At 58.8% G+C, this 22635-nt stretch carries 26 protein-coding genes and 1 pseudogene; 7 read left to right on the forward strand and 20 right to left on the reverse strand.

The features are described from left to right. Window positions 1-201: IS3 family transposase (locus BV911_RS10945; RefSeq protein WP_139840022.1), on the forward strand; the 201-nt coding region annotated here is incomplete at its 5' end. A 114-nt stretch (window positions 202-315) separates the two neighbouring features. On the opposite strand, the pseudogene BV911_RS10950 reads toward BV911_RS10945, so the two are convergent. The 6 genes and pseudogenes from BV911_RS10950 to dnaK all read right to left on the reverse strand — a co-directional run. Next, window positions 316-477: pseudogene (locus tag BV911_RS10950) on the reverse strand (IS256 family transposase); the annotation flags it as partial. 159 nt (window positions 478-636) lie between these two features. Next, window positions 637-1680, reverse strand: a complete 1044-nt coding sequence (locus BV911_RS10955; protein WP_086053657.1) for a succinylglutamate desuccinylase/aspartoacylase family protein — start codon at window positions 1678-1680, stop codon at window positions 637-639. Further along, window positions 1681-2586, reverse strand: a complete 906-nt coding sequence (rimK, locus tag BV911_RS10960; protein WP_086053658.1) for a 30S ribosomal protein S6--L-glutamate ligase — start codon at window positions 2584-2586, stop codon at window positions 1681-1683. Window positions 2587-2647: 61 nt separating this feature from the next. Beyond that, complete coding sequence (gene radC / locus BV911_RS10965) at window positions 2648-3409, reverse strand: DNA repair protein RadC (protein WP_086053659.1); 762 nt, start codon at window positions 3407-3409, stop codon at window positions 2648-2650. Between the two features lie 48 nt (window positions 3410-3457). Beyond that, window positions 3458-4603: a molecular chaperone DnaJ gene (dnaJ, locus tag BV911_RS10970; protein WP_086053660.1), complete on the reverse strand. Its 1146-nt coding sequence runs from the start codon at window positions 4601-4603 to the stop codon at window positions 3458-3460. A 72-nt stretch (window positions 4604-4675) separates the two neighbouring features. Continuing rightward, complete coding sequence (dnaK, locus tag BV911_RS10975) at window positions 4676-6592, reverse strand: molecular chaperone DnaK (RefSeq protein WP_086053661.1); 1917 nt, start codon at window positions 6590-6592, stop codon at window positions 4676-4678. A 191-nt stretch (window positions 6593-6783) separates the two neighbouring features. On the opposite strand from dnaK, the gene BV911_RS10980 reads away from it, so the two are divergent. Beyond that, on the forward strand, window positions 6784-7404 hold the full coding sequence (locus BV911_RS10980; protein ID WP_086053662.1) for an alpha-ketoglutarate-dependent dioxygenase AlkB: 621 nt from the start codon (window positions 6784-6786) through the stop codon (window positions 7402-7404). 4 nt (window positions 7405-7408) lie between these two features. Here BV911_RS10980 and BV911_RS10985 read toward each other — a convergent pair whose 3' ends face one another. Then, entirely contained in the window at window positions 7409-8065 is a 657-nt protein-coding gene (locus BV911_RS10985; protein WP_086053663.1) for a COG3650 family protein, read from the reverse strand. Window positions 8066-8277: 212 nt separating this feature from the next. Here BV911_RS10985 and cysQ point away from each other — a divergent pair, with 212 nt between their 5' ends. From cysQ to galU, 3 genes are all read left to right on the forward strand, one after another. Next, entirely contained in the window at window positions 8278-9075 is a 798-nt protein-coding gene (cysQ, locus tag BV911_RS10990) for a 3'(2'),5'-bisphosphate nucleotidase CysQ (protein ID WP_086053664.1), read from the forward strand. 9 nt (window positions 9076-9084) lie between these two features. After that, window positions 9085-9885, forward strand: a complete 801-nt coding sequence (locus tag BV911_RS10995) for a 3-deoxy-manno-octulosonate cytidylyltransferase (RefSeq protein ID WP_086053665.1) — start codon at window positions 9085-9087, stop codon at window positions 9883-9885. A 211-nt stretch (window positions 9886-10096) separates the two neighbouring features. Next, complete coding sequence (gene galU / locus BV911_RS11000) at window positions 10097-10990, forward strand: UTP--glucose-1-phosphate uridylyltransferase GalU (RefSeq protein ID WP_086053740.1); 894 nt, start codon at window positions 10097-10099, stop codon at window positions 10988-10990. A gap of 98 nt (window positions 10991-11088) precedes the next feature. Here the strand turns inward: galU and BV911_RS11005 are convergent, their stop codons facing one another. From BV911_RS11005 to BV911_RS11035, 7 genes are all read right to left on the reverse strand, one after another. Further along, window positions 11089-11553: a PTS sugar transporter subunit IIA gene (locus BV911_RS11005; protein WP_086053666.1), complete on the reverse strand. Its 465-nt coding sequence runs from the start codon at window positions 11551-11553 to the stop codon at window positions 11089-11091. Window positions 11554-11594: 41 nt separating this feature from the next. Beyond that, the gene (gene hpf / locus BV911_RS11010; RefSeq protein WP_086053667.1) at window positions 11595-12164 is read right to left on the reverse strand and encodes a ribosome hibernation-promoting factor, HPF/YfiA family; all 570 of its coding nucleotides are present in this window, start codon (window positions 12162-12164) and stop codon (window positions 11595-11597) included. A gap of 354 nt (window positions 12165-12518) precedes the next feature. Beyond that, window positions 12519-13283 carry an LPS export ABC transporter ATP-binding protein gene (gene lptB / locus BV911_RS11015; protein WP_086053668.1) on the reverse strand — a complete coding sequence of 255 codons (765 nt, stop codon included), beginning with the start codon at window positions 13281-13283 and terminating at the stop codon, window positions 12519-12521. Beyond that, window positions 13284-13793 carry a lipopolysaccharide transport periplasmic protein LptA gene (gene lptA / locus BV911_RS11020; protein WP_086053669.1) on the reverse strand — a complete coding sequence of 170 codons (510 nt, stop codon included), beginning with the start codon at window positions 13791-13793 and terminating at the stop codon, window positions 13284-13286. It lies immediately after the preceding gene. Window positions 13794-13797: 4 nt separating this feature from the next. After that, the gene (gene lptC, locus BV911_RS11025) at window positions 13798-14415 is read right to left on the reverse strand and encodes an LPS export ABC transporter periplasmic protein LptC (RefSeq protein ID WP_086053670.1); all 618 of its coding nucleotides are present in this window, start codon (window positions 14413-14415) and stop codon (window positions 13798-13800) included. A 3-nt stretch (window positions 14416-14418) separates the two neighbouring features. Then, a complete protein-coding gene (locus BV911_RS11030) occupies window positions 14419-15387 on the reverse strand; it encodes an SIS domain-containing protein (protein WP_086053671.1) in 969 nt (322 codons plus the stop codon). Next, window positions 15384-15998 (reverse strand): ribonuclease D, encoded by a 615-nt coding sequence (locus tag BV911_RS11035; protein ID WP_086053672.1) that lies wholly within the window; start codon window positions 15996-15998, stop codon window positions 15384-15386. The genes BV911_RS11030 and BV911_RS11035 overlap by 4 nt, the downstream gene beginning before the upstream one ends. 199 nt (window positions 15999-16197) lie before the next feature. Here BV911_RS11035 and BV911_RS11040 point away from each other — a divergent pair, with 199 nt between their 5' ends. Further along, window positions 16198-16443 carry a hypothetical protein gene (locus BV911_RS11040; protein WP_086053673.1) on the forward strand — a complete coding sequence of 82 codons (246 nt, stop codon included), beginning with the start codon at window positions 16198-16200 and terminating at the stop codon, window positions 16441-16443. Window positions 16444-16532: 89 nt separating this feature from the next. Here the strand turns inward: BV911_RS11040 and BV911_RS11045 are convergent, their stop codons facing one another. The 6 genes from BV911_RS11045 to BV911_RS11070 form a co-directional block, all read right to left on the reverse strand. Next, a complete protein-coding gene (locus tag BV911_RS11045) occupies window positions 16533-17633 on the reverse strand; it encodes an alkene reductase (RefSeq protein WP_086053674.1) in 1101 nt (366 codons plus the stop codon). Between the two features lie 95 nt (window positions 17634-17728). Next, window positions 17729-18316 (reverse strand): TetR/AcrR family transcriptional regulator, encoded by a 588-nt coding sequence (locus BV911_RS11050; protein ID WP_086053675.1) that lies wholly within the window; start codon window positions 18314-18316, stop codon window positions 17729-17731. Window positions 18317-18379: 63 nt separating this feature from the next. Continuing rightward, window positions 18380-19111 (reverse strand): arsenical resistance protein ArsH, encoded by a 732-nt coding sequence (gene arsH / locus BV911_RS11055; protein ID WP_086053676.1) that lies wholly within the window; start codon window positions 19109-19111, stop codon window positions 18380-18382. Further along, the gene (gene arsC, locus BV911_RS11060) at window positions 19086-19511 is read right to left on the reverse strand and encodes an arsenate reductase (glutaredoxin) (protein ID WP_086053677.1); all 426 of its coding nucleotides are present in this window, start codon (window positions 19509-19511) and stop codon (window positions 19086-19088) included. Before arsC ends, arsH begins: the two co-directional genes overlap by 26 nt. Continuing rightward, window positions 19508-20572, reverse strand: coding sequence for an ACR3 family arsenite efflux transporter (arsB, locus tag BV911_RS11065; RefSeq protein WP_086053678.1), 1065 nt, complete (start codon window positions 20570-20572; stop codon window positions 19508-19510). The genes arsC and arsB overlap by 4 nt, the downstream gene beginning before the upstream one ends. A 53-nt stretch (window positions 20573-20625) precedes the next feature. Continuing rightward, window positions 20626-21009 carry a helix-turn-helix transcriptional regulator gene (locus BV911_RS11070; RefSeq protein WP_086053679.1) on the reverse strand — a complete coding sequence of 128 codons (384 nt, stop codon included), beginning with the start codon at window positions 21007-21009 and terminating at the stop codon, window positions 20626-20628. 372 nt (window positions 21010-21381) lie between these two features. Between BV911_RS11070 and BV911_RS11075 the strand changes: the two genes are divergently transcribed. Then, window positions 21382-22572, forward strand: coding sequence for an ABC transporter substrate-binding protein (locus tag BV911_RS11075; RefSeq protein WP_205963844.1), 1191 nt, complete (start codon window positions 21382-21384; stop codon window positions 22570-22572). The last annotated feature ends 63 nt before the right edge of the window (window positions 22573-22635 follow it).

Here is a 22635-nt window from a genome sequence, read left to right on the forward strand (position 1 = left end):
ACGATAAACGGCCTATTCAAAGCTGAGGTCATTCATCGCCGTGGCCCCTGGCGCAGCTTTGAAGCCGTCGAATATGCCACCCTCGAATGGGTCGACTGGTTCAACAATCGCCGCCTGCTGGAACCTATCGGGAATATCCCGCCCGCTGAGGCAGAAGCAAACTTCTATGCTGCTATGGAAAGATCAGATATGGCCGCGTAACTAAGACAATTCAGCCTCCGGCAAACCCGGCGCGGTTCATGGCGGTTGCGTAGCAAAGGCGGAAATCCACTTAGAAAACGACCCCGTCCTGTTCAGAAAAACGGCAACACTTCTGTCGTCGGTCATCTCACCGGCATGGGCGCGGAGCAGCACAGCCAGTTCAGCCTCCACCGCCTGCTGGATCAGGGTGCGCGCGCCAGAGCGAAGCAGTTCGGTCAGCGGATCACGTGATAATCCAGATGGATCGGGCAAGCTTGGAATGCTAGTCTGGGTCATACGGCATATCATTTTCTCTGCGGAGAACTGACGGCGTCTTCAACACCGCCATGATATGCAGCCCTCACGGGCCATCACCAACTTTTAGCTATTTCTCAGGGAGAGCGGTGTTGATAGCGTGCCAATCGGCCTCTGAGGCGATCGTATCATCGATACAGCTTAGATGATTTCGTCTTCATCAAACAGAGGATCTGCGCTGAGTTGTGTGGCCATGTCACCGATCGTTTCTTCGTTCTGATCGGGCCGAGATACGGTTGCAATATGAAACAGGCCGTCGCCTTCATTCACGATTGGAAGGTTTGATCGGCCGATGATCAAGCCGGACTCGGTCGCGACCAAGTCGCTTTCCACCTCGCCGAATGGATCTGAGACCACCCCAAGCAAATCGCCCTGATGGACGGCTTCGCCTGTGGTCTTGTACATCCGCACCAGGCCACCTGCTGGCGCTCGCATCCAAGAACTGGACGTGGCTTTGATCGGCGCCGAGGTTGGTCGGGCGATGCCTTTTGCTGGCACCATATCGAGCTTACGCATTACCCGAAGGATGCCGCTGACGCCGGATCGGACCGCAAATTCATCAAAGCGCAAGCCTTCACCAGCTTCAAACAGAAGCATGTCGACTCCCTCTTTTTGAGCCGCTTGGCGCATGGAGCCTTCACGCAAGGGGGCGGTGAGGATGACCGGGGCACCAAAGGCTTCCGCCAGTTCCATTGTCTCGGGTTTTGATGGCGAAACGCGGATTTGCGGCAAATTGGTCCGGTGGATCGCGGCGGAGTGCAGGTCGATGCCGAAATCCGATCTGGCGACGATCTCGACCATGAAGAGCCGGGCCAGTCGCGCGGCCAGCGATCCTTTCGGACTGCCGGGGAAAGACCGATTCAGGTCGCGCCGGTCTGGTAGATATCGGGAATGGTTCAGAAATCCGAACGTGTTCACGATCGGAGCAATCAACAATGTCCCCTTGAGATTGTCGAGCGAGGGCGCCCGCATCAGCCGCCGTGCGATTTCCACGCCGATGACCTCATCGCCATGTACCGCCGCGCTGACAAACATCGTCGGCCCGGGCCGGCGCCCATGCACCACATGCACGGAAATTGACACCGGCGTGTGATCTGACAGAACACTAACCGGAAGTTCAACTGTCCGACGCGCGCCGGGTGCGACCCGTTTTGTGCCGATTTGAAACGGGGCGCGATCTTGCATTCAGCCTTTTCCTCGGGTTTTGGTCTTGTTCGGGCGCGCGTTGCCTTCCAGATATTCGATGATCTTACCGGCCACGTCTATCCCCGTTGCCTTCTCAACCCCTTCAAGACCGGGGGTGGAGTTCACTTCCATCACCACCGGCCCATGGTTCGAGCGCAGCATATCAACCCCGCACACATTCAATCCCATGGCGCGCGCAGATCGGATCGCGGTCGAGCGTTCTTCGGGCGAGATTTTGATCGCAGCCGCGCTGCCACCACGATGCAGGTTGGATCGGAATTCCCCTTCAGCGCCGGTCCGCTTCATTGCGGCGATGACCTTGCCTCCGACCACAAGGGCACGAATGTCGGTGCCGCCGGCTTCCTTGATAAATTCCTGCACCAGAACGTGGACATTGGCGCCGCGGAACGCTTCGATGACCGATTTGGCCGAACGGTCGGTATCTGCCAACACCACGCCGATGCCTTGGGTCCCTTCCAGCAGTTTGACCACAAGCGGCGCACCGCCGGCCAGCTTCAAGACCTCTTCCGTTTGTTTCGGGTCATTGGCAAAGGTTGTCACCGGCAGGCCGATGCCCTCACGCGCCAGAAGCTGCATCGAGCGCAACTTGTCGCGGGACCGACCGATGGCCACTGATTCGTTCAGGGGGAACACACCCTGCATCTCGAACTGGCGCAAAACGGCGGTGCCATAGAAGGTGACCGATGCGCCGATCCGCGGGATTACGGCGTCAAACGTCGGCAGTTTCTCACCATTGTAGTACACATCTGGCCGCCGACTGGCGATATTCATGTAACATTGTAAGGTGTTGATGATTGTTAGCTCATGACCGCGCTCTTCAGCGGCGGCTTTCAGGCGCTGGTGCGAGTAGAGTTTGGCGTTGACGGCCAGCATTGCAATTTTCATCGGATACTCCCTGCGCTTTGGTGTCGGTATGCCTGAGAATGCAGACAACAGGAAGCCCGGCTTATAGGTAGCCGGCGCCGCGGAAGCTGAGTTCCCGGGATTTTCCGATGATCAGATGGTCGTGTAACGACAGGCCCAGCACCTCTGCCGCTTCTTGGATGCGCCCCGTCATGGCGATGTCGGCATCCGATGGGGTCGGGTCTCCCGATGGATGATTGTGGACGAGAATCAAGGCTGATGCGTTCAGTTCAAGCGCCCGCTTCACCACTTCGCGTGGATAAACCGGCACGTGGTCAACCGTGCCGCGCGCCTGTTCTTCGTCGGCGATCAAGACGTTCTTTCGATCAAGGTAAAGGACGCGGAACTGTTCGGTTTCGAGGTGGGACATCGTGGTGTGACAATAATCCAGCACCGCATCCCAGCTGGAAATCACCGGCTTTTTCATGACCTTGGACCGGGCCATGCGATGGGTCGCCGCCTCTGTGATCTTCAGCTCAAGAATTACGGCATCGCCCACGCCGCGGACTTGCATCAACCGATCTTTCGGTGCGGACAATACCCGGGCAAAATCGCCGAATTCTTCCAGCAGGCGGCGTGCCACCGGTTTCACGTCACAGCGGGGCAGGGCGCGGAACAACAGAAGTTCCAACAGTTCGTAATCAGGCATCGCCTGCCCGCCGCCAGTGAGAAAGCGTTCCCGCAGCCGTTGCCGGTGATCTTTGATATATGACGGGAGCTTTCGACCGCGCGGGTCGGTGATAACCAGTTCCTGCCCCTCGAACAGGGGCAGGAACGGTTCGTTGAAGGCGCGCGGGTCGGTCATGGGCCGACCCTGTGCAATTTTACTAAATTTAGAGTTAAGCGTACTGCCTTAACTCTTCATTCCGTCCCAAAAGCCTTTGACCTTCGAAAAGAAGCTGGACGCTTCGGGATGGTTGTCTTCGCTGAGTTTGTCGAACTCACGCAGCAAGTCCTTCTGACGCGATGTCAGATTGACCGGAGTTTCTACTGCCAGTTCGATGAACATGTCCCCAGACGGTCCACCGCGCAGGGCGGGCATCCCCTTATGGCGAAGGCGCATCTGACGGCCAGATTGGCTGCCGGATGGGATTTTCACCCGGCTTCTGCCGCCATCGATGGTCGGAACCTCGATATCGCCGCCCAATGCTGCCGAGGCCATAGATACCGGAACCCGGCAGAACAGGTTGATGCCGTCCCGTTGGAACAGGGCGTGCTCCGCCACCTCTAGGAAGATGTAGAGGTCGCCGGTCGGCCCGCCGCGCATTCCGGCTTCGCCTTCGCCGGCAAGGCGGATGCGGGTGCCGGTCTCGACCCCGGGTGGGATGTTGACAGACAGCGCCCGGTCGCGTTCCACCCGCCCTTGGCCGTGGCAGACGTCGCAGGGGTTCTTGATGATCTGGCCCAGCCCCGAACAGGTCGGACAGGTCCGTTCCACCGTGAAAAAGCCCTGCTGTGCCCGGACCTTCCCCATTCCCGAGCAGGTCGGGCAGGTGACGGGTTCAGACCCGCCCTCGGCGCCGGTGCCGTTACAGCCGGTGCAACTGACCGCCGAAGGGACGTTGATGGTCTTTTGCATCCCACGAAACGCGTCTTCCAGCGTAATCCGCAAGTTATACCGCAGGTCAGAACCGCGCGACGCACGTTGCCGGTTGCCGCCGCCGCGTCCGCCACCCATGAAATCGCCGAACAGATCGTCGAACACGTCCGAGAATGCCGAAGTGAAGTCGCCTTGTTGGCCCGGTCGGCCTCGGCCGCCGCCACCCATTCCACCTTCAAAGGCCGCGTGGCCGAAGCGGTCATAGGCCGCCTTCTTCTCAGCGTCCTTTAAGACCTCGTAAGCCTCGTTCGCCTCTTTGAAGCGCGACTCAGCCTGCGGATTGTCGGCGTTGCGGTCTGGGTGGTGCTCCATCGCTTTGCTGCGATAAGCGCGTTTTATTTCCTCGGGTGTCGCCGCTTTGGTAACCCCAAGTACTTCGTAATAGTCACGTTTTGCCATGTGCGCATGTCCTCGTGAAAACGCAGAACCGGCCCCGTCTAGGACGAGGCCGGTCTACGCATGTCACCGCGCTTAGGAGGCGCGCTTGTTGTCGTCCAGGTCTTCGAAGTCGGCATCGACGATATCGTCGTCAACGCCACCGGGCTCTTCCGTGTCACGGGCTTCTTCGCCTGCGTCCTGCTGCTGCGCTTTATAGATCGCTTCACCCAGCTTCATGGAGGCTTCGGTCACGTTCTGGATGCCCGATTTGATCTTAGAGACATTTTCAGTCTCCAGATTTTCCTCGAGTGCCCCGATCGCCAGTTCGATTGCCTCAACCGTGGTTGGATCAACCTTGTCAGCGTGCTCTTCCATCGCTTTCTTGGTCGAGTGGATCAGGCTTTCGGCTTGGTTCTTGGCTTCCACCAGTTCCTTGCGCTCTTTATCCGACTCGGCGTTGGCTTCGGCATCGCGCACCATTTGGTCGATCTCGGAATCGGTCAGACCGCCCGACGCCTGAATGGTGATCTTTTGCTCTTTGCCGGTGCCCTTGTCCTTGGCGCCCACAGCAACGATGCCGTCCGCGTTGATGTCGAAGGTGACTTCGATCTGCGGCATGCCGCGCGGTGCGGGCGGGATTTGCTCAAGGTTGAACTGACCCAACATCTTGTTGTCGGCAGCCATTTCCCGCTCGCCTTGGAAGACGCGAATGGTCACGGCGTTCTGGTTGTCTTCCGCGGTCGAGAAAATCTGCGACTTCTTGGTCGGGATCGTCGTGTTGCGGTCGATCAAGCGGGTGAAAACACCGCCCAGAGTTTCGATGCCCAAAGACAGCGGCGTCACGTCCAACAGAACCACGTCCTTGACGTCGCCCTGAAGCACACCAGCCTGAATTGCGGCACCAAGTGCCACGACTTCGTCCGGGTTCACACCTTTATGGGGCTCTTTGCCGAAGAATTTGGTCACTTCTTCCATGACCTTCGGCATCCGGGTCATCCCGCCGACCAGAACGACTTCGTCGATATCCTTGATGGTCATGCCGGCATCTTTCAGCGCGGCTTGGCAGGGCTTGATCGACGCTTTGATCAGGTCACCAACCAGCGACTCCAGCTTGGCACGGGTCAGTTTCATGACCATGTGCAGCGGCTGGCCGCCATTGGGGGCCATCGAGATGAACGGCTGGTTGATTTCGGTCTGCTGGCTGGACGACAGTTCGATCTTGGCCTTTTCGGCAGCTTCTTTCAGCCGCTGAAGGGCCATCTTGTCTTTGGTCAGGTCGACGCCGTTCTCTTTTTTGAACTCGCCTGCCAGATAGTTGACGATGCGCATGTCGAAGTCTTCGCCGCCAAGGAACGTGTCCCCGTTGGTTGATTTCACTTCGAACAGGCCGTCGTCGATTTCCAGAATGGTGACGTCAAACGTACCGCCGCCAAGGTCGTAGACCGCGATCGTCTTGGTCTCTTTCTTGTCGAGGCCGTAAGCCAAGGCCGCTGCCGTCGGCTCGTTAATGATGCGCAGGACTTCCAGACCGGCGATCTTGCCAGCGTCTTTGGTCGCCTGACGCTGTGCGTCGTTGAAATAGGCCGGAACCGTGATGACGGCCTGAGTGACTTCTTCACCGAGGTAGCTTTCGGCAGTTTCTTTCATCTTCTGAAGGATGAAGGCCGAGATTTGCGAGGGCGAGTATTTTTCGCCACGCGCTTCAACCCATGCGTCACCATTGCCGCCGTCGACCAGCTCAAACGGCAAGTTCTTCTTGTCTTTGGCGATGTCCGCGTCATCAAACCGGCGGCCGATGAGACGCTTGACGGCGAATACGGTGTTTTCCGGGTTGGTCACGGCCTGACGTTTTGCAGGTTGACCGACCAGACGTTCGCTGTCGGTGAATGCCACGATGGATGGGGTCGTACGTGCCCCTTCTGCGTTCTCGATGACCCGTCCTTGCGACCCGTCCATGATGGCGACGCAAGAATTGGTGGTCCCAAGATCGATACCGATGACTTTAGCCATTATCTGAACCTTCTCTTTCGGCGATATTAGGAGGAGGGCCCAGTCGATGCGGCACCACTCCTCGATCCCATGAATGCCGGGTCTACCCGGCGAACTGCGGGATATATAAGTGGGTGGTCTGGCACCTGCAAGCCGCAGGGCCGAGACGAAAGATCGATTTTTACCCATTGCAGCACCAAAGGAGGCGAAACATGCAGATCGGTTCCGAAAAAAACGCGGTCGATCTCAACGGGGTCCGGGTGATGCCGGCCGTTCTTGGGCCAGAGGAACAGGCCGCTATTGTCGCAGATATCCGGCAGGTGTGCGCGCAGGCCCCTTTGATGCGGCTTGAAACCGCGCGCGGAAAAAAGATGTCAGTGCGGATGACCGCAGCAGGGCAATTTGGCTGGGTCTCTGACCCGCGCGGATATCGGTATCAGGGGCATCACCCGGCAGGAATGCCCTGGCCACCGATCCCGGAAACGGTGCTTGCGGTCTGGCGGGCGCTGTCAGGGACGGAACGCCAGCCAGAATGTTGCTTGGTGAATTTTTACGGCGAAGGGGCGCGGCTTGGGCTGCATCAGGATCGCGACGAAGCCGATCTGACGCAGCCCGTCCTGTCAATTTCGTTGGGTGATGAGGGGTTGTTTCGCGTGGGAGGTCTGGAACGCGGTGGGTCGACGCGCTCGGTTTGGCTTCGGTCCGGCGATGTTGTGGTCCTAGAGGGGGCTGGTCGGTTGGCGTATCACGGGGTTGATCGGATTCGGTTTGGATCGTCTCGGTTGCTGCCACAGGGTGGGCGCCTGAACCTCACCCTGCGGGTGGTCACGTAAGGTCTCACGGCGTGGTCAGGCTACAACATCCGCTATAAAGTTCTGGGGTGTCGCCGCGTTCCAGCAAAAACAGAATGGATAGGCCGAAGCTGCGATCACTCATTCCATCGCTGCACATCTCATGCCGCAGGGTGAGCGTGCCTTGCACGGGCGGTTGCGGATCGCCGGTGCCGGTCAAGCGCGCCACGATGTCTCCCGACTGGCGCCCGATTGCCGTCGATTGAAACGTGACGCTGAATGGAATTTCGGGGTCGGGAAGCCGTTCAAATTCAGCGAAGGACCCGTTCGGAAAATTGAGACCCCAAAACGGCTCGGTGCCGTGGCACCGCATCGGGCTTGGCAGAGCCCCGGCAGGGCGGGGGGGCTGCGCCGACAAAAAGCGCGCATTGACCCAGCCTGTGGTCTCGCCGAAGGCCACGTGCACCCATGTGCCGCTGTCCGACAGACCTAAGCCTTCGATCCCGGTGCGCTGAGGGGGCAACGTCGTCAAAATCGGTGCGCTGGCATCCGGTTGCGCCCGGACGTTCAAGACATCATCGGCCGACACGCCCGTCACGTTGAAGAGGTTGGGAAAGCCAGAGTAGGTGGCTGCGGTCTCGGCCTGCGCCTGTGGGCAAGCGAGGAGAACGGCAATCAGAAGCGCGAAACTGCGGCGGGTCATGGGGGGCCTGTGCTGACGAATAGGGTACTGCCAGTTTAAGGGCGCGCGGTTCGGCTGACCAGCATCCTCTGGCTGTGGCGCTTAGTCTAGCTTACTATTGGGGGCGAATAGCGGTGAAGGACTTGCAGTTTCCCGAGCCGACCGGGATAACTGACGTTTGGGCGAAGGTGGCGATAAGGTCCCGGGCGCCCCGGCGTGCAGGAGTGTTCAGTGTGGACTTTGACAAACTTGAAACAGTGATGCGGCGGCTGGCCCTTGAGGCCGGAGAGCTGATCATGGATATTTATAACAGCGCGGACTTCGAAGTCCGGGCCAAAAGTGACGACAGCCCGGTCACGGCTGCGGATGAAACAGCCGATGCGCATATCTCCGCAGGATTGGCCGAAGCCTTTCCCGATATTTTGATCGTGACCGAGGAACAAGCCGGGACCCACGGAAAGTCGTCTGAGAATTTCTTGATTGTCGATCCGCTGGATGGGACTAAAGAATTCGTTCAGCGTCGGGGCGATTTCACGGTCAATATCGCCTATGTCGAAAGCGGCGTTCCGGTTCGGGGTGTCGTCTATGCCCCGGCGAAAGATCGGCTGTTTTACACCACCGCGTCGGGTGAGACGGTCGAAGAAACGGCGCCCTTCGACTGGAACGTCAAGGGTGAGACTGTGCCGGTTTCGGTGTCCCGGCCTGACAATTCGGCTTTGATGGTCGTGGCCTCGAAAAGTCACCGGGATGCGGCAACGGACGCGTATATCGCCAAATATGATGTCGCCGACATGAAAAGCGCCGGCTCGTCCTTGAAGCTGTGTCTGGTGGCAACCGGCGAAGCCGATATCTATCCCCGGCTGGGCCGGACAATGGAATGGGATACCGCAGCTGGTCAGGCAGTTCTGATGGGCGCAGGCGGCAAGACGGTTCGGTTCGACACACACGAACCTTTGGTTTATGGCAAACCGGGATACGAGAACCCGTTTTTCATTGCCTACGCGCCGGGTGTTGATTTGAAACCAGCCTGAAAGGGTCCCATGTCTGTCCTGATCGTCATTCCCGCACGTTATGCGTCGACCCGATATCCCGGCAAGCCGCTTGCTATGTTGACCGGCCCGGATGGCATGGCCAAATCCCTGATCCGTCGGTCTTGGGAGGCGGCGATGACGGTGCAAGGGGCTGATCGGGTGGTCGTGGCCACCGATGATGACCGCATCCGCGCTGAGGCAGAAAGCTTTGGCGCGGAAGTCTGCATGACGGCCCTCGAATGCCGCAATGGCACTGAACGCTGTGCTGATGTCTTGAAGCGGCTCGATATCTCGCCAGAAATTGTGGTGAACCTGCAAGGGGATGCGCCGCTGACGCCGCATTGGTTCATCGAAGAACTGGTGGCGGGGCTGCGGGCCGATCCGGACGCTGATGTCGCAACGCCGGTCTTGCGCTGTGATGGGCGGGCGTTGTCAGGCTTTCGCGAGGATCGCCTTGCTGGCCGGGTGGGTGGCACGACCGCGATTTTCAGCACCAAGATGCGGGCGCTGTACTTCTCGAAAGAGGTCATCCCGTATACCGGTCGGGACTACCCTTCGGACAGCACGACGCCGGTGTTCCACCACGTTGGCGTGTATGCCTATCGCCCCTCGGCATTGTCCTATTACGGCAGTCTGGAACCGGGCCCCTTGGAAACGCTCGAAGGGCTGGAGCAATTGCGGTTTTTGGAAAACGGCCGTTCGATCCTTTGCGTCGAAGTCGATGGGCGTGGGCGTCAGTTTTGGGAACTGAACAACCCCGAGGATATTCCGAGGATAGAAACTATGTTGGCCGAAATCGGCACAGGCTGATCTTTCGGCAATGTGACCCCATCACCCATTCGATTTCTCGTGAAAAGCTTCGCGCACAGGCGGCAAACCGCCCAAGCGCGCCCAATATTGCAGATGCCATGCGTGAAATTGACCGGTGACGAGGGAACTAATGGCTCGACTGTTGCTTGTACTGTAGGGAGGGGTCATCATGTCTTCAATAATAGTTTACTGTAACTGAATGGGTGTGTTCATGAAACGCAAGGTAACAAAGGCCGTTTTTCCTGTCGCAGGGCTGGGAACGCGGTTCCTGCCTGCGACGAAGTCGATTCCAAAAGAAATTATGACATTGGTCGATCAGCCGTTAATCCAATATGCGATTGATGAAGCGCGCGACGCTGGAATCGAAGAGTTTATCTTTGTTACCTCGCGCGGAAAGTCTGCGCTTGAAGATTATTTCGACGCGGCACCGCAGTTGGAAGAAACGCTGCAGCGCAAGGGCAAGACCAAGTTGCTGGACGCGTTGAAGCGAACCGATATGCAAAGCGGCGCCATCGCCTATGTCCGTCAGCGCGAAGCGCTGGGTCTGGGCCATGCGGTCTGGTGTGCGCGCCGTCTGATCGGCGACGAACCTTTTGCTGTGGTTTTGCCGGATGACGTCATTGCCGGCGAAAAGCCCTGCCTTCAGCAGATGGCAGAAGCCTATGAGGAAACCGGCGGCTGCATGGTTGCGTCCATGGAAGTCCCTCAGCACATGATCTCGTCCTACGGCGTTCTTGACGTCAAAGAGGATCATGGCTCAATCGTGTCTGTGAAAGGCATGGTGGAAAAGCCGGATGCCGACAAAGCGCCGTCGAACCTTGCGGTGATCGGGCGTTACATCCTGACGCCAAGCGTTCTTGATAATTTGAACAAGATGAAGACCGGTGCGGGTGGCGAGATTCAGTTGACGGATGCGATTGCCGACCAGATCGACACCGAAGAAGGCGTCTATGGCTTCCGGTTCCGTGGTCAGCGGTTCGATTGCGGCTCAAAGTCGGGCTATTTGCAGGCAACCGTGGCGTTCGGTCTTGCCCGCGAGGAATTGAGCGAAGAGTTCTCGATGTTCCTGCGGGAGTATCTTGGTATGCAGAACGCTGCGCAATAACGGCGTCAGGCAGCCCCCGCGCTGATGCGTCGGGGGCACCAAAATAACGGATGATGCCAGCTCGTAAAGCTCCATGTCACACGGTCAATGAAGGTCGCTCAGGCGGCCTTTATTGCTTGTTCGCCCGTCAGGATGGCATGAAGGATGGCGGCGTCGTCGTTGGACCGCAATTTGCGGCGCACGTCTTCGTCGCGCAACGCCCGCGCCACCAGCGCAAGGGCCCGCAGATGCGCAACGCCGCTGTCCTCTGGTGCAAACAAAGCAAAGATCAGATCGACCGGTTGCCGGTCCACGGCTTCGAACGGCAAGGGACGTTCGAGGCGCATGAATACGCCAACAACCCGGTCCAAGCTGTCGATACGGGCATGGGGCAGGGCAACACCATCCCCAACGCCCGTAGGGCCGATGCTCTCCCGATCTTGCAGTGCGTCGACCGCATCATCGACAGAAATCCCGTAGCAGCTTGATGCGATCTCACTCAGATCTCGCATCAGGCGTTTTTTACTCGTGATACTGCCAACAAGTTTCACGGCCTCTGGTTTCAGAAGAGATCCAAGGTTCATCCGGTTTGTCTTTCCTGAAGTTCCCAGTATCTCGGCCTAGACTAGATGCTGGGGTCAATCCACCCGATATTGCCGTCATCACGACGATACACGACGCTTAATCCATCGGTTTTTTCGTTGCGAAACACCAATACCGAGGCTTCTGCCAATTCCATTTGCATTACGGCTTCGCCAACAGAAATTGACGGAATCTTTGTTTCCATTTCAGCTACGATTACAGGTTGGAGCGTATCCGGCTCATTTTCGCCATCGTAGTCTCCCGCGGCGATCACATACGTGGAACCGCCGGAAGCTTCAACCGGTTGTGCGCGTTCCTTGTGGTGATCCTTCAGTCGGCGCTTGTACCGGCGCAGCTGCTTTTCCAGTTTTTCGCTGCATTGATCGAATGCGGCGTAAATCTCGAACGCGCGGGCCTTGGCCTGGGCCGTCAGGCCTGTGGATAAATGGACCGTGGCTTCACATTGATATTCCTGCGCTTGCTTCGAAAATACAATCATCGCGTCGGTGGGGCGTTCGGCGTATTTTTCGACAATACCGTTAACGGCATCTTTCACATAAGTCTGAAGGGCTTCACCGATATCAATCTGACGTCCACTGATCTGGTAGCGCATGTTACCTCCGTCGTTTGTTATGACCACGTCCGCCAAGGCAAATTGCCCTGCCGGGGTTGCGGTCCGGGAATGCGTTATGTGCGGGACGACTGTGGCGCGCGTGCTGTGCGCCACTGCCAGTCGTCTTGGCAGTCTGAAGGTTTTCTCGGGATGATCAATTCCGGGTGCATGACTCCATTTGGGGCCAGTTCAGGGGGCGATGTCAACTGTCGCCGGTGGAAATGTTTTTCGGCCGCCGAGACACGTTTCGCCGGGCCAGACCGCGGGCGTGATGTTGCCGAGAGTTCCCGGACCCTACGGTTATAATTGGAAGAAATCAGGTCGGACGGTCGCGCAGGAATCTGCGCACCGATCTCAGCTGATCGAAAAGCTTTGGCCGAGATAGACCTTCCGGACGTTTTCGTTGCGAATGACTTCATCGGTCGTCCCGCTCATCAAAACCTTGCCACTATGTAATATATAGGCGCGATCGACGATTTCGAGGGTCTCACGGACGTTGTGATCGGTAATCAACACGCCGATGCCGCGGGTTTTAAGATCTGAGACAAGGTTGCGGATGTCGCCCACTGCAATGGGGTCGACCCCGGCGAAGGGCTCGTCCATGAGGATATATCTGGGATTAGCCGCCAGACAGCGCGCGATTTCGACCCGGCGTCGCTCGCCGCCCGACAGGGACAATGCCCGGGCGCGGCGCAGGTGGCCAATTGAGAATTCACTCAACAATTCTTCCAGCCGTTCGCGCCGCGAGGTCGGGTCGGGCACCGCAATTTCCAGAATGGCCAGAATATTGTCTTCGACATTCAGGCCACGGAAAATGCTGACTTCTTGCGGAAGATAGCCGATCCCCAGTTTTGCACGGCGATACATCGGCAGTAAGGTCACGTCGCGACCATCGATCAACACCTGCCCACCATCGGCGGTGACCAAGCCCGCGATGGAGTAAAAACAGGTGGTTTTTCCCGACCCATTGGGGCCGAGCAGGGCCACGACTTCGCCCCGGTGCAAGTCGAGTGACACGTCCTGAATAACCGCGCGCTTACGGTAATTTTTGCGCAGGCCGATGACCTGCAGGCCAGAGGAGCCTTCGGTCACGGTCAGGTCTGGGTTCTGATCTTGCATCTATTCTGTCCCGCCGGTCTGAAGCAATGTCCGAACACGCCCATCGACTTGGCCGGTGCCGGTCACCAGATCGACGATCAGCCGCTCTCCGGCAAGGGTGTTGACGCCTTGGGTCAGCAGGACGTTGCCAGACATCACGACCTCGTTCCGGGCGGGGGTATAGACCGCCTTATCGGCTTCGGCAGCTTCGGAGGGGGTCACCATGACAACGTCACCGGTCGCTGCAATCGTGTCGACATCCGTGCCAAGGCTGCCATCCGGCAGGGTCAGATAGGTCACGACGATCTGTTGTGCGGTCAGTTTCATTTCGCCTTGGGTCACGACGACATTGCCGGAAAAGATGGCGGTTCCCTCGGATTGGGCAAGGTCAAGCTTATCTGCGGCGACCTCGACCGGTGCGTCGGGATCGGATTTGAAGCCGCCCAATGCGACGCCGGTCTGCTGCGCCGACGCTGACACGGCCATCCCAAGCAGCGCCAGAGCAAAAACTGGTCCGGATAGCCGTTTCATAAACTCACTCCTTCGCCGTCTGGGGACGATATATCAGGTGTACGCCGCCCGTGAAGACCAGACGCGCGTCCGTGCCGGTTTCAGGGGAATTGGTGGCCTCCATTCGGTTCGCCGTCAGCGTGCCAAGGGGCCCGTCAGCAGTGACCGGAGAGAGTGTTTCCAGAAATGTCAGGTCCGTCGTGATCGACACCGCGTCGGTCGTGATTGTATAGCCCGACGAGGTTTCGATCTGGACGTTGTCGGACATTGTGGTCCGCATGGCGGTTTCGTCGATCATGCCGTTATCGGATCGGATATCATAGACCAGCCCGTCTGGCGTGACCAATTGCGCCGCCAGATTGGTCGCTCGGGTCAGCTTAACAACATCACGGTCCGGGCGCACCATATCTGCGGTCAGGCGGACCTTGGTGCCTTTGTCGGTCACCGTATGGTAGGTAGCACCGCCAAGTTGTTGTTCTGACGCCAAATCCTGCAATGTACTATCGGAAACGCGGATCGGTTCCCCTTGTGGCGTCGGTTCCGACACAAGAAACAAGGTTGCCAGAATGGCAAGCGCCATAAGCGGCAAGATCACTTTGACTGCGTTCACAGCCCGGGAATAGGTATTGTCGTATTTGGCCACGCCCTAGACGACGCCTGCGCGCAGGCAGTCATGGATGTTCAGGATGCCGACAGCCGGGCTGGTGCCGTCATGGGGTACGACGAACAAACAGGTGATCTTGCGAGTTTCCATCACGGCGACGGCTTCTTCGGACAAGGCGTCGGGGGCGATGGTTGTCGGGTTCGCAGTCATGACTTCAGCGGCGTTGCGGTCCAACAGCTTGTCCATATGGCGCCGCAAATCCCCGTCGGTGATGATGCCGCGCAGATTGCCGTTCGGGCCCGTCACACCGACCACACCAAAGCCCTTCTGGCTCATGGTCACCAAAACGTCGCTCATTGGCGCGTCCAGTGGGACCAAGGGCAACTCATCGCCGCGATGCATCAGGTCCGACACTTTGGACAGCCGGGCACCCAGCTTGCCGCCGGGGTGAAACTGCCGAAAATCTTGCGGGGTGAACTTGCGATAGTCCATCAGGGCCACCGCCAGCGCATCGCCGAGTGCCAAGGTCATGGTCGTGGATGTGGTCGGAACCACGCCGGTGCCGCACGCTTCGGGCTGTGCAGGCAAGACCAAGGCGATATCAGCTTGGCGCAGCAAGGTGCTGTCAATGCGGCTGGCAACGCCGATCAACGGGATCCCGAACCGCCGGGTATAGGCGATCATGTCTGCCAATTCAGGGGTCTCGCCCGAGTTCGACAGCATCATCACCACATCGCCCGATGACAGCATCCCCAGATCACCGTGGCTGGCTTCGGCGGGATGGACAAAGTGGGCAGAGGTGCCCGTCGAGGCGAAAGTGGCCGCAATTTTGCGGGCGATGTGGCCTGATTTTCCCATCCCCGACAGGATAACCCGCCCTTTGGTCTCAAGGATCAGACGCACGGCTGCCGCGAAGCGTTCATCCAGCGATTGGGCGAGGGCGTCCAATGCGGTTGCTTCGGTGGTGATGACACGCCGTCCAGCGGCGAGGAAATTTTCTGAATCGGTCATGTGTGAGCGAATATATCCGTTTCGGGCCATCCCTGAAGATCCAGCAGGGCGCGAGTGGGCAGGAAGTCAAAACAGGCAGTGGCCAGTTTGACCCGATCTTCACGACGCAAATGTTCGTCCAGCTTGCGCTTGAGATCGTGCAGGTGCAACACGTCAGACGCCGCATAATCAAGCTGCGCATCGGTCAGCTTTTCGGCCCCCCAATCACTGCTTTGCTGCTGCTTGGACACGTCGACCGACAGCATCTGATGCAACAACACCTTCAAGCCATGGCGATCCGTATAAGTGCGCACCAGTTTTGACGCGATCTTGGTGCAATAAACCGGCGCTGCCAAGGCCCCAAACGCGTGATACATAACGGCAATATCGAAGCGACCGTAGTGGAACAGTTTCAGCACCGTTGGATCCCGCAAAAGCCGGCATAAGTTCGGGGCTTCGGTCTGCCCGCGGGTGACCTGAACCATATGGGCGTTGCCGTCGCCACCGGACAATTGTACGACGCACAGCCGATCCCGGTGTGGGTTCAAGCCCATCGTTTCGCAATCGATCGCCACGATTGGCCCCAAGTCCAGGCCATCCGGCAGATCGTTTTGGTAGAGGTGGTTCGCCAAGAGGTGTTCCTTCGTCTGGGGATTGCCCATCTGCCGCCGTCGGCGACTGTCTACAGGGCGCTAAGGCCCGGATGCAACGCTTACCTCATGCGCTGAGGCGCTGACCTGATGGGCTGGGTGCGCCTTCAGTCAAAATTAACCGTTTCTGGCCGATAACAAGCAATCGTCGCTTTCTCCGCTGTAACAAAGAGGCAAGGCCATGCAGACGCAAATCTCGAAGCCGGGCAGTCACTTTTTGACGGGCAAATTGCCTATCGGCTATTTTCTGACCGGAAAAGAGGAAGACAATCTTAAGTGCCTTTTCGACGCGCCCGAGTTGTTGCGCCAAGCCGCTGGTCCGCCGCGGTCGCGGAAGCGGCAATTCGCGATTCGCCCCTTGATCGTTATGGGACTTGTGATGTTGGGCGTTCTTGCCGGAATCTGGCATGGGATCGACGGAATCTGACCCGCCGTGGCTGACGCGCCCCAAGCAAGTGGGGGCGCATCCTTGGTGCGGTCCCGGCCGAAGGCTGCTTCGGCCGGGGGGCACTTACATCAAGCTGCGTTCTGTTCTTCCAATGTGGGATAGTCGACATAGCCTTTTTCATCGCCGCCATAGAGCGTGTCACGGTCCAGATCGCTGAGCGCTGCGTCCTGCTTTAGACGCTCGACCAAGTCCGGGTTGGCAATGAAGGGCCGTCCGAAAGCAACCAAGTCCACCGCGCCGCTTTCGACCGCATCGATCGCCATGTCGCGGGTATAGCCATTGTTGCCCATATAGATGCCGTTATAGAGGGCGCGTAGGCGGGTGATTTCGTCGCCTTCGGGGGTGTCGCGCGCGCCGCCCGTTTGTCCTTCCACCAGATGCAGATAGGCAAGGCCGTAATCGTTCAGGCGGGTCACAACGCCTGAGAACAGCGTGAACGGGTCGCTGTCACTGACATCGTTCGCGTTCGAAAACGGGCTGAGACGCAAGCCGGTGCGTTTCGCGCCGATTGCATTGGTGACCGCATCCAGAACCTCGAACAGAAGGCGCATGCGGTTCTCGACCGAGCCACCGTAGGAATCGGTGCGGGTGTTGGAGCCGTCGCGCAGGAACTGGTCGATCAAATACCCGTTGGCCCCATGGACTTCGACGCCGTCAAACCCGGCGGCCATCGCATTTTGCGCCGCCAGCGCATAGGCCGCGACGATGCTGGGGATCTCGGTCGTCTCAAGGGCACGCGGTGTCGAGGTTTCAACGAATTCCTTGCCGTCAAAGGTGCGAGTCGCAGCCGCCATCGCGGACGGCGCGACCGGCGCGGCCCCGTTCGGTTGCAAAGACGTGTGGGACACCCGGCCTACGTGCCAAAGCTGAATGACGATCTTGCCGCCCTTGGCATGAACCGCATCGGTGACAGCCTTCCAGCCCGCAATTTGCGCCGCGCTGTATATGCCGGGCGTCCACGCATAGCCTTTGCCTTCCGGCATGATCTGCGAGGCTTCGGTAATGATCAAACCGGCGCCTGCACGCTGGGAATAGTATTCCACATGCATGTCGACCGGCGCATCATCTTCTGGTCGGGCGCGATTGCGCGTCAGAGGGGCCATTACAATGCGGTTGGTAAGCTCGATGGCGCCGACGGTCACGGGGGTGAAGATTTTAGGAAGAGACATAGTACACTCCAATAGGGGGGAATTCGGGATGATCAGGATGGTTCCCGGCGACGCTTCCTGAGGCCAGTCTGGCTCAGCGCCAACGGGGTGTGGTGTTATCTGCGGCGGGACAGCAGGGCATAGGCGTGATCGAGCGTCGTTTCGATCTGAGTTGCCGGAAATCCGGCCTTGCGCAGCGTGACCGTTCCCAATGCGAGGGTGACAAACGTAGATGCCAGCGCGGGTGCATCCGCAGTGCCCAGTCGGGCGAGGGCGGTCGCCAACACAGTTCCAAGCTGGTCGATATGCTGCCGGCCCAACGCTGCGATTTCTGGGTCATGCGGTGCCAGTTCGGTGATGCAGTTGACCAAAAGACAGCCCTGCGACCCGCCGCTTGTTTCGGCCAAGGACGAAAGAAGGCGGCGCATGGTGCTTGCGTCCGCTTGATCGGCCATCTGGGTGAACGCGGTCAGACGCTCTGCCGAATAATGACGCAGGGCCGCCAGCAGCACATCGCGTTTTGGTCCGAAACAGCCATAGAGGCTGGACCGGCTGATGCCCATGGCCGAGGTCAGATCCTCAACCGATGTCGCCTCAAACCCGTTGCGCCAAAAGGTCGTGAGGGCATTCTCTAGGGCGTGGTCCCGGTCAAACCCGCGCGGGCGGCCGGGTTGAGGAGGTGAGGGGCGGGTTTCGGTTTCCATCCCCTCTATTTTGGACTGATCATTCCGAAATTCAATAACCGGTGACAGATTTTCTCTGGCGGATCAGATTTTAGGCTGATTCACCCTGAGGGACAGCGCGGCAGCACTTTCTTTGCGTTCGCTGTATCGCGCGGTCAGATAGTCAGATCGGTCCCGGGTCAGGAGGGTGAATTTCACCAATTCTTCCATGACGTCGACAAGGCGATCGAAATAGGAGGACGGCCGCATGCGCCCAGCCTCGTCAAATTCTTGAAAGGCTTTCGGCACCGAGGACTGGTTGGGAATGGTCAGCATCCGCATCCAGCGGCCGAGGATCCGCATCTGGTTGAGGGCGTTGAAGCTTTGTGAGCCGCCGCTGACCTGCATCAGGGCCAGTGTTTTTCCTTGGGTCGGACGCACTGCCCCTTGCGATAACGGAATCCAGTCGATCTGCGCCTTCATGATGCCGGTCATTGCCCCATGGCGTTCGGGCGAAGACCAGACCATGCCTTCGCTCCACAGCACAAGGTCGCGCAATTCCTGCACTTTCGGGTGGGTGTCGTCGGTGTCATCCGGCAGCGGCAGGCCTGATGGATCGAAAATCCGGGTCTCAGCGCCGAACCGGGTTAGAAGGCGCGCAGCCTCTTCGGCCATCAGGCGGCTGAACGACCGCGCCCGCAGCGATCCGTACAGCAACAGAATGCGGGGCGCGTGGTCCGAAACATCTTGGGGCGTTTGCAGCGTGGTGCTGTCGATCGGGCGAAAATGGGCTTCGTCGAGTTGTGGGGTCTCAGTCACGGTGCTGTCCGCCTTCATGATTGGGTGGGGTGCCGCCTGCCTCTGATTGCGTCAGGTCGGGCGGCAGGCGGTCCAACAACCCCAGAACGGTGTCGGCGGGACGGCATAGGCGCACGCCCTTGGGCGAGCAGACGATGGGGCGATTGACCAATATCGGGTGCGACAGCATCGCGTCGATCAGGGCGTCGTCGCTGACGGACGGTTCCAGCAGCCCCAGTTCGGCGGCTGGGGAATGGGTGGTCCGAAGTGCCGTGCGAGGGGTCAGATCGGCCGCTGCAAACAATGCTAAAAGCTGTGGCCGGGTCCAGCCCGCCTCAAGATACTCAATCACAACCGGCGTTTCCCCGGCCGCTTGGATGAGGGCCAGCACGTTGCGCGAGGTGCCGCAGTTTGGGTTGTGGTGGATGACGATACTCATGATCTGTGTCCGCTTTCAGGAAACCAGTGCTGGGTTCGGTTGGCAAATGCGACGAGCGACAACATAACCGGAACTTCGACAAGCACGCCGACCACCGTCGCCAGCGCCGCCCCCGAACCAAGACCGAACAGGCTGATGGCCACGGCCACGGCCAGTTCGAAGAAGTTTGACGTTCCAATCATGGCGCAGGGGGCCGCCACGTTGAATGGAACCTTCCAAATTCGGGCGGCGAAATAACTTAGGAAGAAGATGCCGTAGGATTGGATCAGCAGGGGTATGGCGATTAGGACGATGACCAATGGATTGGTCAGGATGACGTCACCCTGAAAGCCGAACAGCAGGACCACGGTGATCAGTAATCCCATGATCGAGGCCGGTTGCACCTTGGATTTGAAGGCATCGACGGCTGCCTCGCCACCACGGCGGATGAGGCGTTGCCGGGTCACAAGCCCAGCCAGGAGCGGCAGCATGACATACAGCCCAACCGAGAGGATCAAGGTCGCCCACGGCACCACGATATCGGTCACGCCCAGCAATACGGCGACAATGGGGGCGTAGGCAAAGACCATAACCACATCGTTCAGGCTGACCTGAACCAGCGTGTAGGTGGCATCGCCGCGGGTCAACGAGGACCAGATAAAGACCATGGCAGTGCAGGGTGCCGCACCAAGCAGGATCACCCCGGCCAAATAGGCTTGGGCATCGTCCGGTGGGATCAATCCGGCGAAAATGCCCTTGAAGAATAGCACCCCAAGCGCTGCCATGGTGAACGGTTTGATCAGCCAGTTGGTCACCAGTGTGATGACCAAGCCCTTTGGCCGTTCACCGATCTTGCGCAGCGATCCAAAATCAACGGCAACCATCATCGGATAGACCATGGCCCAGATTAGGATGGCGACCGGTAAGTTGACCGAGGCGATCTGCATGGCCGCCAAGGCCGCGAACACGCCGGGGAAGATGTTGCCAAGCAACAGGCCCGCCCCGATGGCCAACGCCACCCAAATGGAAAGGCCGCGTTCAAAAGCGCCAAGGCCGGCGGGAGGATCGGAAGCGTTACTCATACGCGCATCTTTCTGGTCGACGTCAACAGGTGGGCGAGGGGCGGGATCCCCGATCAATGGTCGACCGGGGGCGTCAGGGGACGCGGCGGCGCGGTCTTTCCGACCGAGCAGGAACAGGCGATCTGGTCGATCAGCGGCTGGCACAGTTCGGCTTGGCCGCCGCAGCAATCTTCGACCAAGAAGGCCAGAAGCCCGCCAACCCCGTCCATATCGGCGAAATACCGAATGGTGCGGCCCTGCCGTTCTTTGCGGACCAATCCGGATTGGATCAGCACCGAAAGATTGGCCGACATCGTGTTCTGGCGGGCCGTCAGCGCTGCGCCAATCTCGCCTGCGATCATGCCGGTCTCTCCGGCCTTGATCAGCAACCGAAACGCATCCAACCGCATGGGTTGGCTGAGGCAGGCGAAGGCCGAGAGGGCAGTTAATCTATCCATAATTCATGATGTATGGATATGTTGTGTGCCGGTCAACCCCCAGCTTGATGCAGCCGCCGACCAGCAAGACGATATCGATCCAAGCGCACGGCGGTGTTGCACACCCGGATAAAGGGGGCGTGCCAGATCGTGACGAATTGCGCGGTCGGCGTCCGCATTTTCCGGTGTCGCAATTCTGTAACGAAACGCCGGGTATGCCTTGACTGCGCTGGTCAGACTTGCGCAGGTTCAGGCATAACCGCGAAAAAATGGCGGAATTCACGGGAGGAAGAAATGTTGGGATGCACGTCACGTCTGAGGAAGCTCGCGCTTGGGTCGGCCTCACTGTTGTGCTTTGGTGCCTCGGGGCCCGCATTCGCCGTTGATCTGGACATGATGGTCAGCGACGTCGACGGCAAGGCTGGGATCATCGAAGAGTTCGTCAATCGCTACAAAGAAATTGAACCCGACGTCAATATCCGGATGAATCTGGTTGGCTACAGCGTGATCCGCGAACAGCTTCCCAGTCAATTAGAGGCCGGTGTCGGCCCTGATCTGGCGTTCGTGACCAATCTGGGGGCGTTGCAGCCGTATTACGTCGATCTGACCCCCTACGTGGATGCTGCGGTTTGGGAAGAGGCTTATGGCAATGTGTTGCCGTGGTATCGCGCCGGGCAGGCGGAAGGGATTTACGGGTTCCACACCGAAATGACCGCGACCGGACCCTATGCCAACCTGACGATGTTCGATGAAGCCGAGGTTGAGCTGCCACCCCCCGGATCCTCGTGGGAGGATTGGGCTGAGGCAACACAGGCTGTCATGGACAATGCCGGGGCATATGCCGGAATGGTCATGGACCGCTCGGGGCACCGTTTTGCTGGTCCGGCCATGTCCTATGGCGCACAATATTTCGATGCTGACGGGAACATCGTTGTCGATGACGGGTTCCAGACCTTCGCGCAGATGATGGTCGACTGGCACGCAAGCGGCCTGATGCCACCCGACATCTGGCCTGCGGTTTCCGGGTCGAAATATGCCAATGGCAATGAGATGTTTTTTGGGCAGGATGTGCCGTTCTACATGTCGGGCTCTTGGAACGTTGCCAATGTGCAAAGCAGTGTCGGGGACAAGTTCGATTGGGCGGTGGTTCCGGCGCCCTGCGGTCCCGAAGGCTGTGGCGTGATGCCGGGCGGAACCGGTCTGGTGTCGTTTCAAAGCGGTGATGCCGCGCAAGAAGGCGCAGCGGCAAAGTTCGTGGCGTGGATGGGCGCCTATGATAACGCCAAGGAATGGTATGGACGGACCTTCGCCATTCCGGCCAATGCGCAAATTCAAGACGAAGGCATCGATTATACCGCATACGGCGCGACCGAGGCCGTTTCCGAAGGGTTGAACACCTTCGCCGCATCCGTTGCGGTCGCCGCCGAGGAAACGCCGCAGGCTTTTGAATTGCAGGGCAGCCCGTTCAATTTCGTGATCTACAATGCCACGACGCAATATCTTGCGGGGGTCATGAACGGGGAATTGACGATGGATGAAGCGCTGGACAAAATTTCAGCCGAGCTGACGGAAAACGCCCGTTAAGTCCCGATCTTGAAGTCGTCCGAAGGTCCTTGAGGCCTTCGGATTTGCAATGCGAGGTTGGGC

Source organism: Pseudoruegeria sp. SK021 (genome assembly GCF_002119405.1).
Lineage (GTDB): Bacteria > Pseudomonadota > Alphaproteobacteria > Rhodobacterales > Rhodobacteraceae > Meridianimarinicoccus.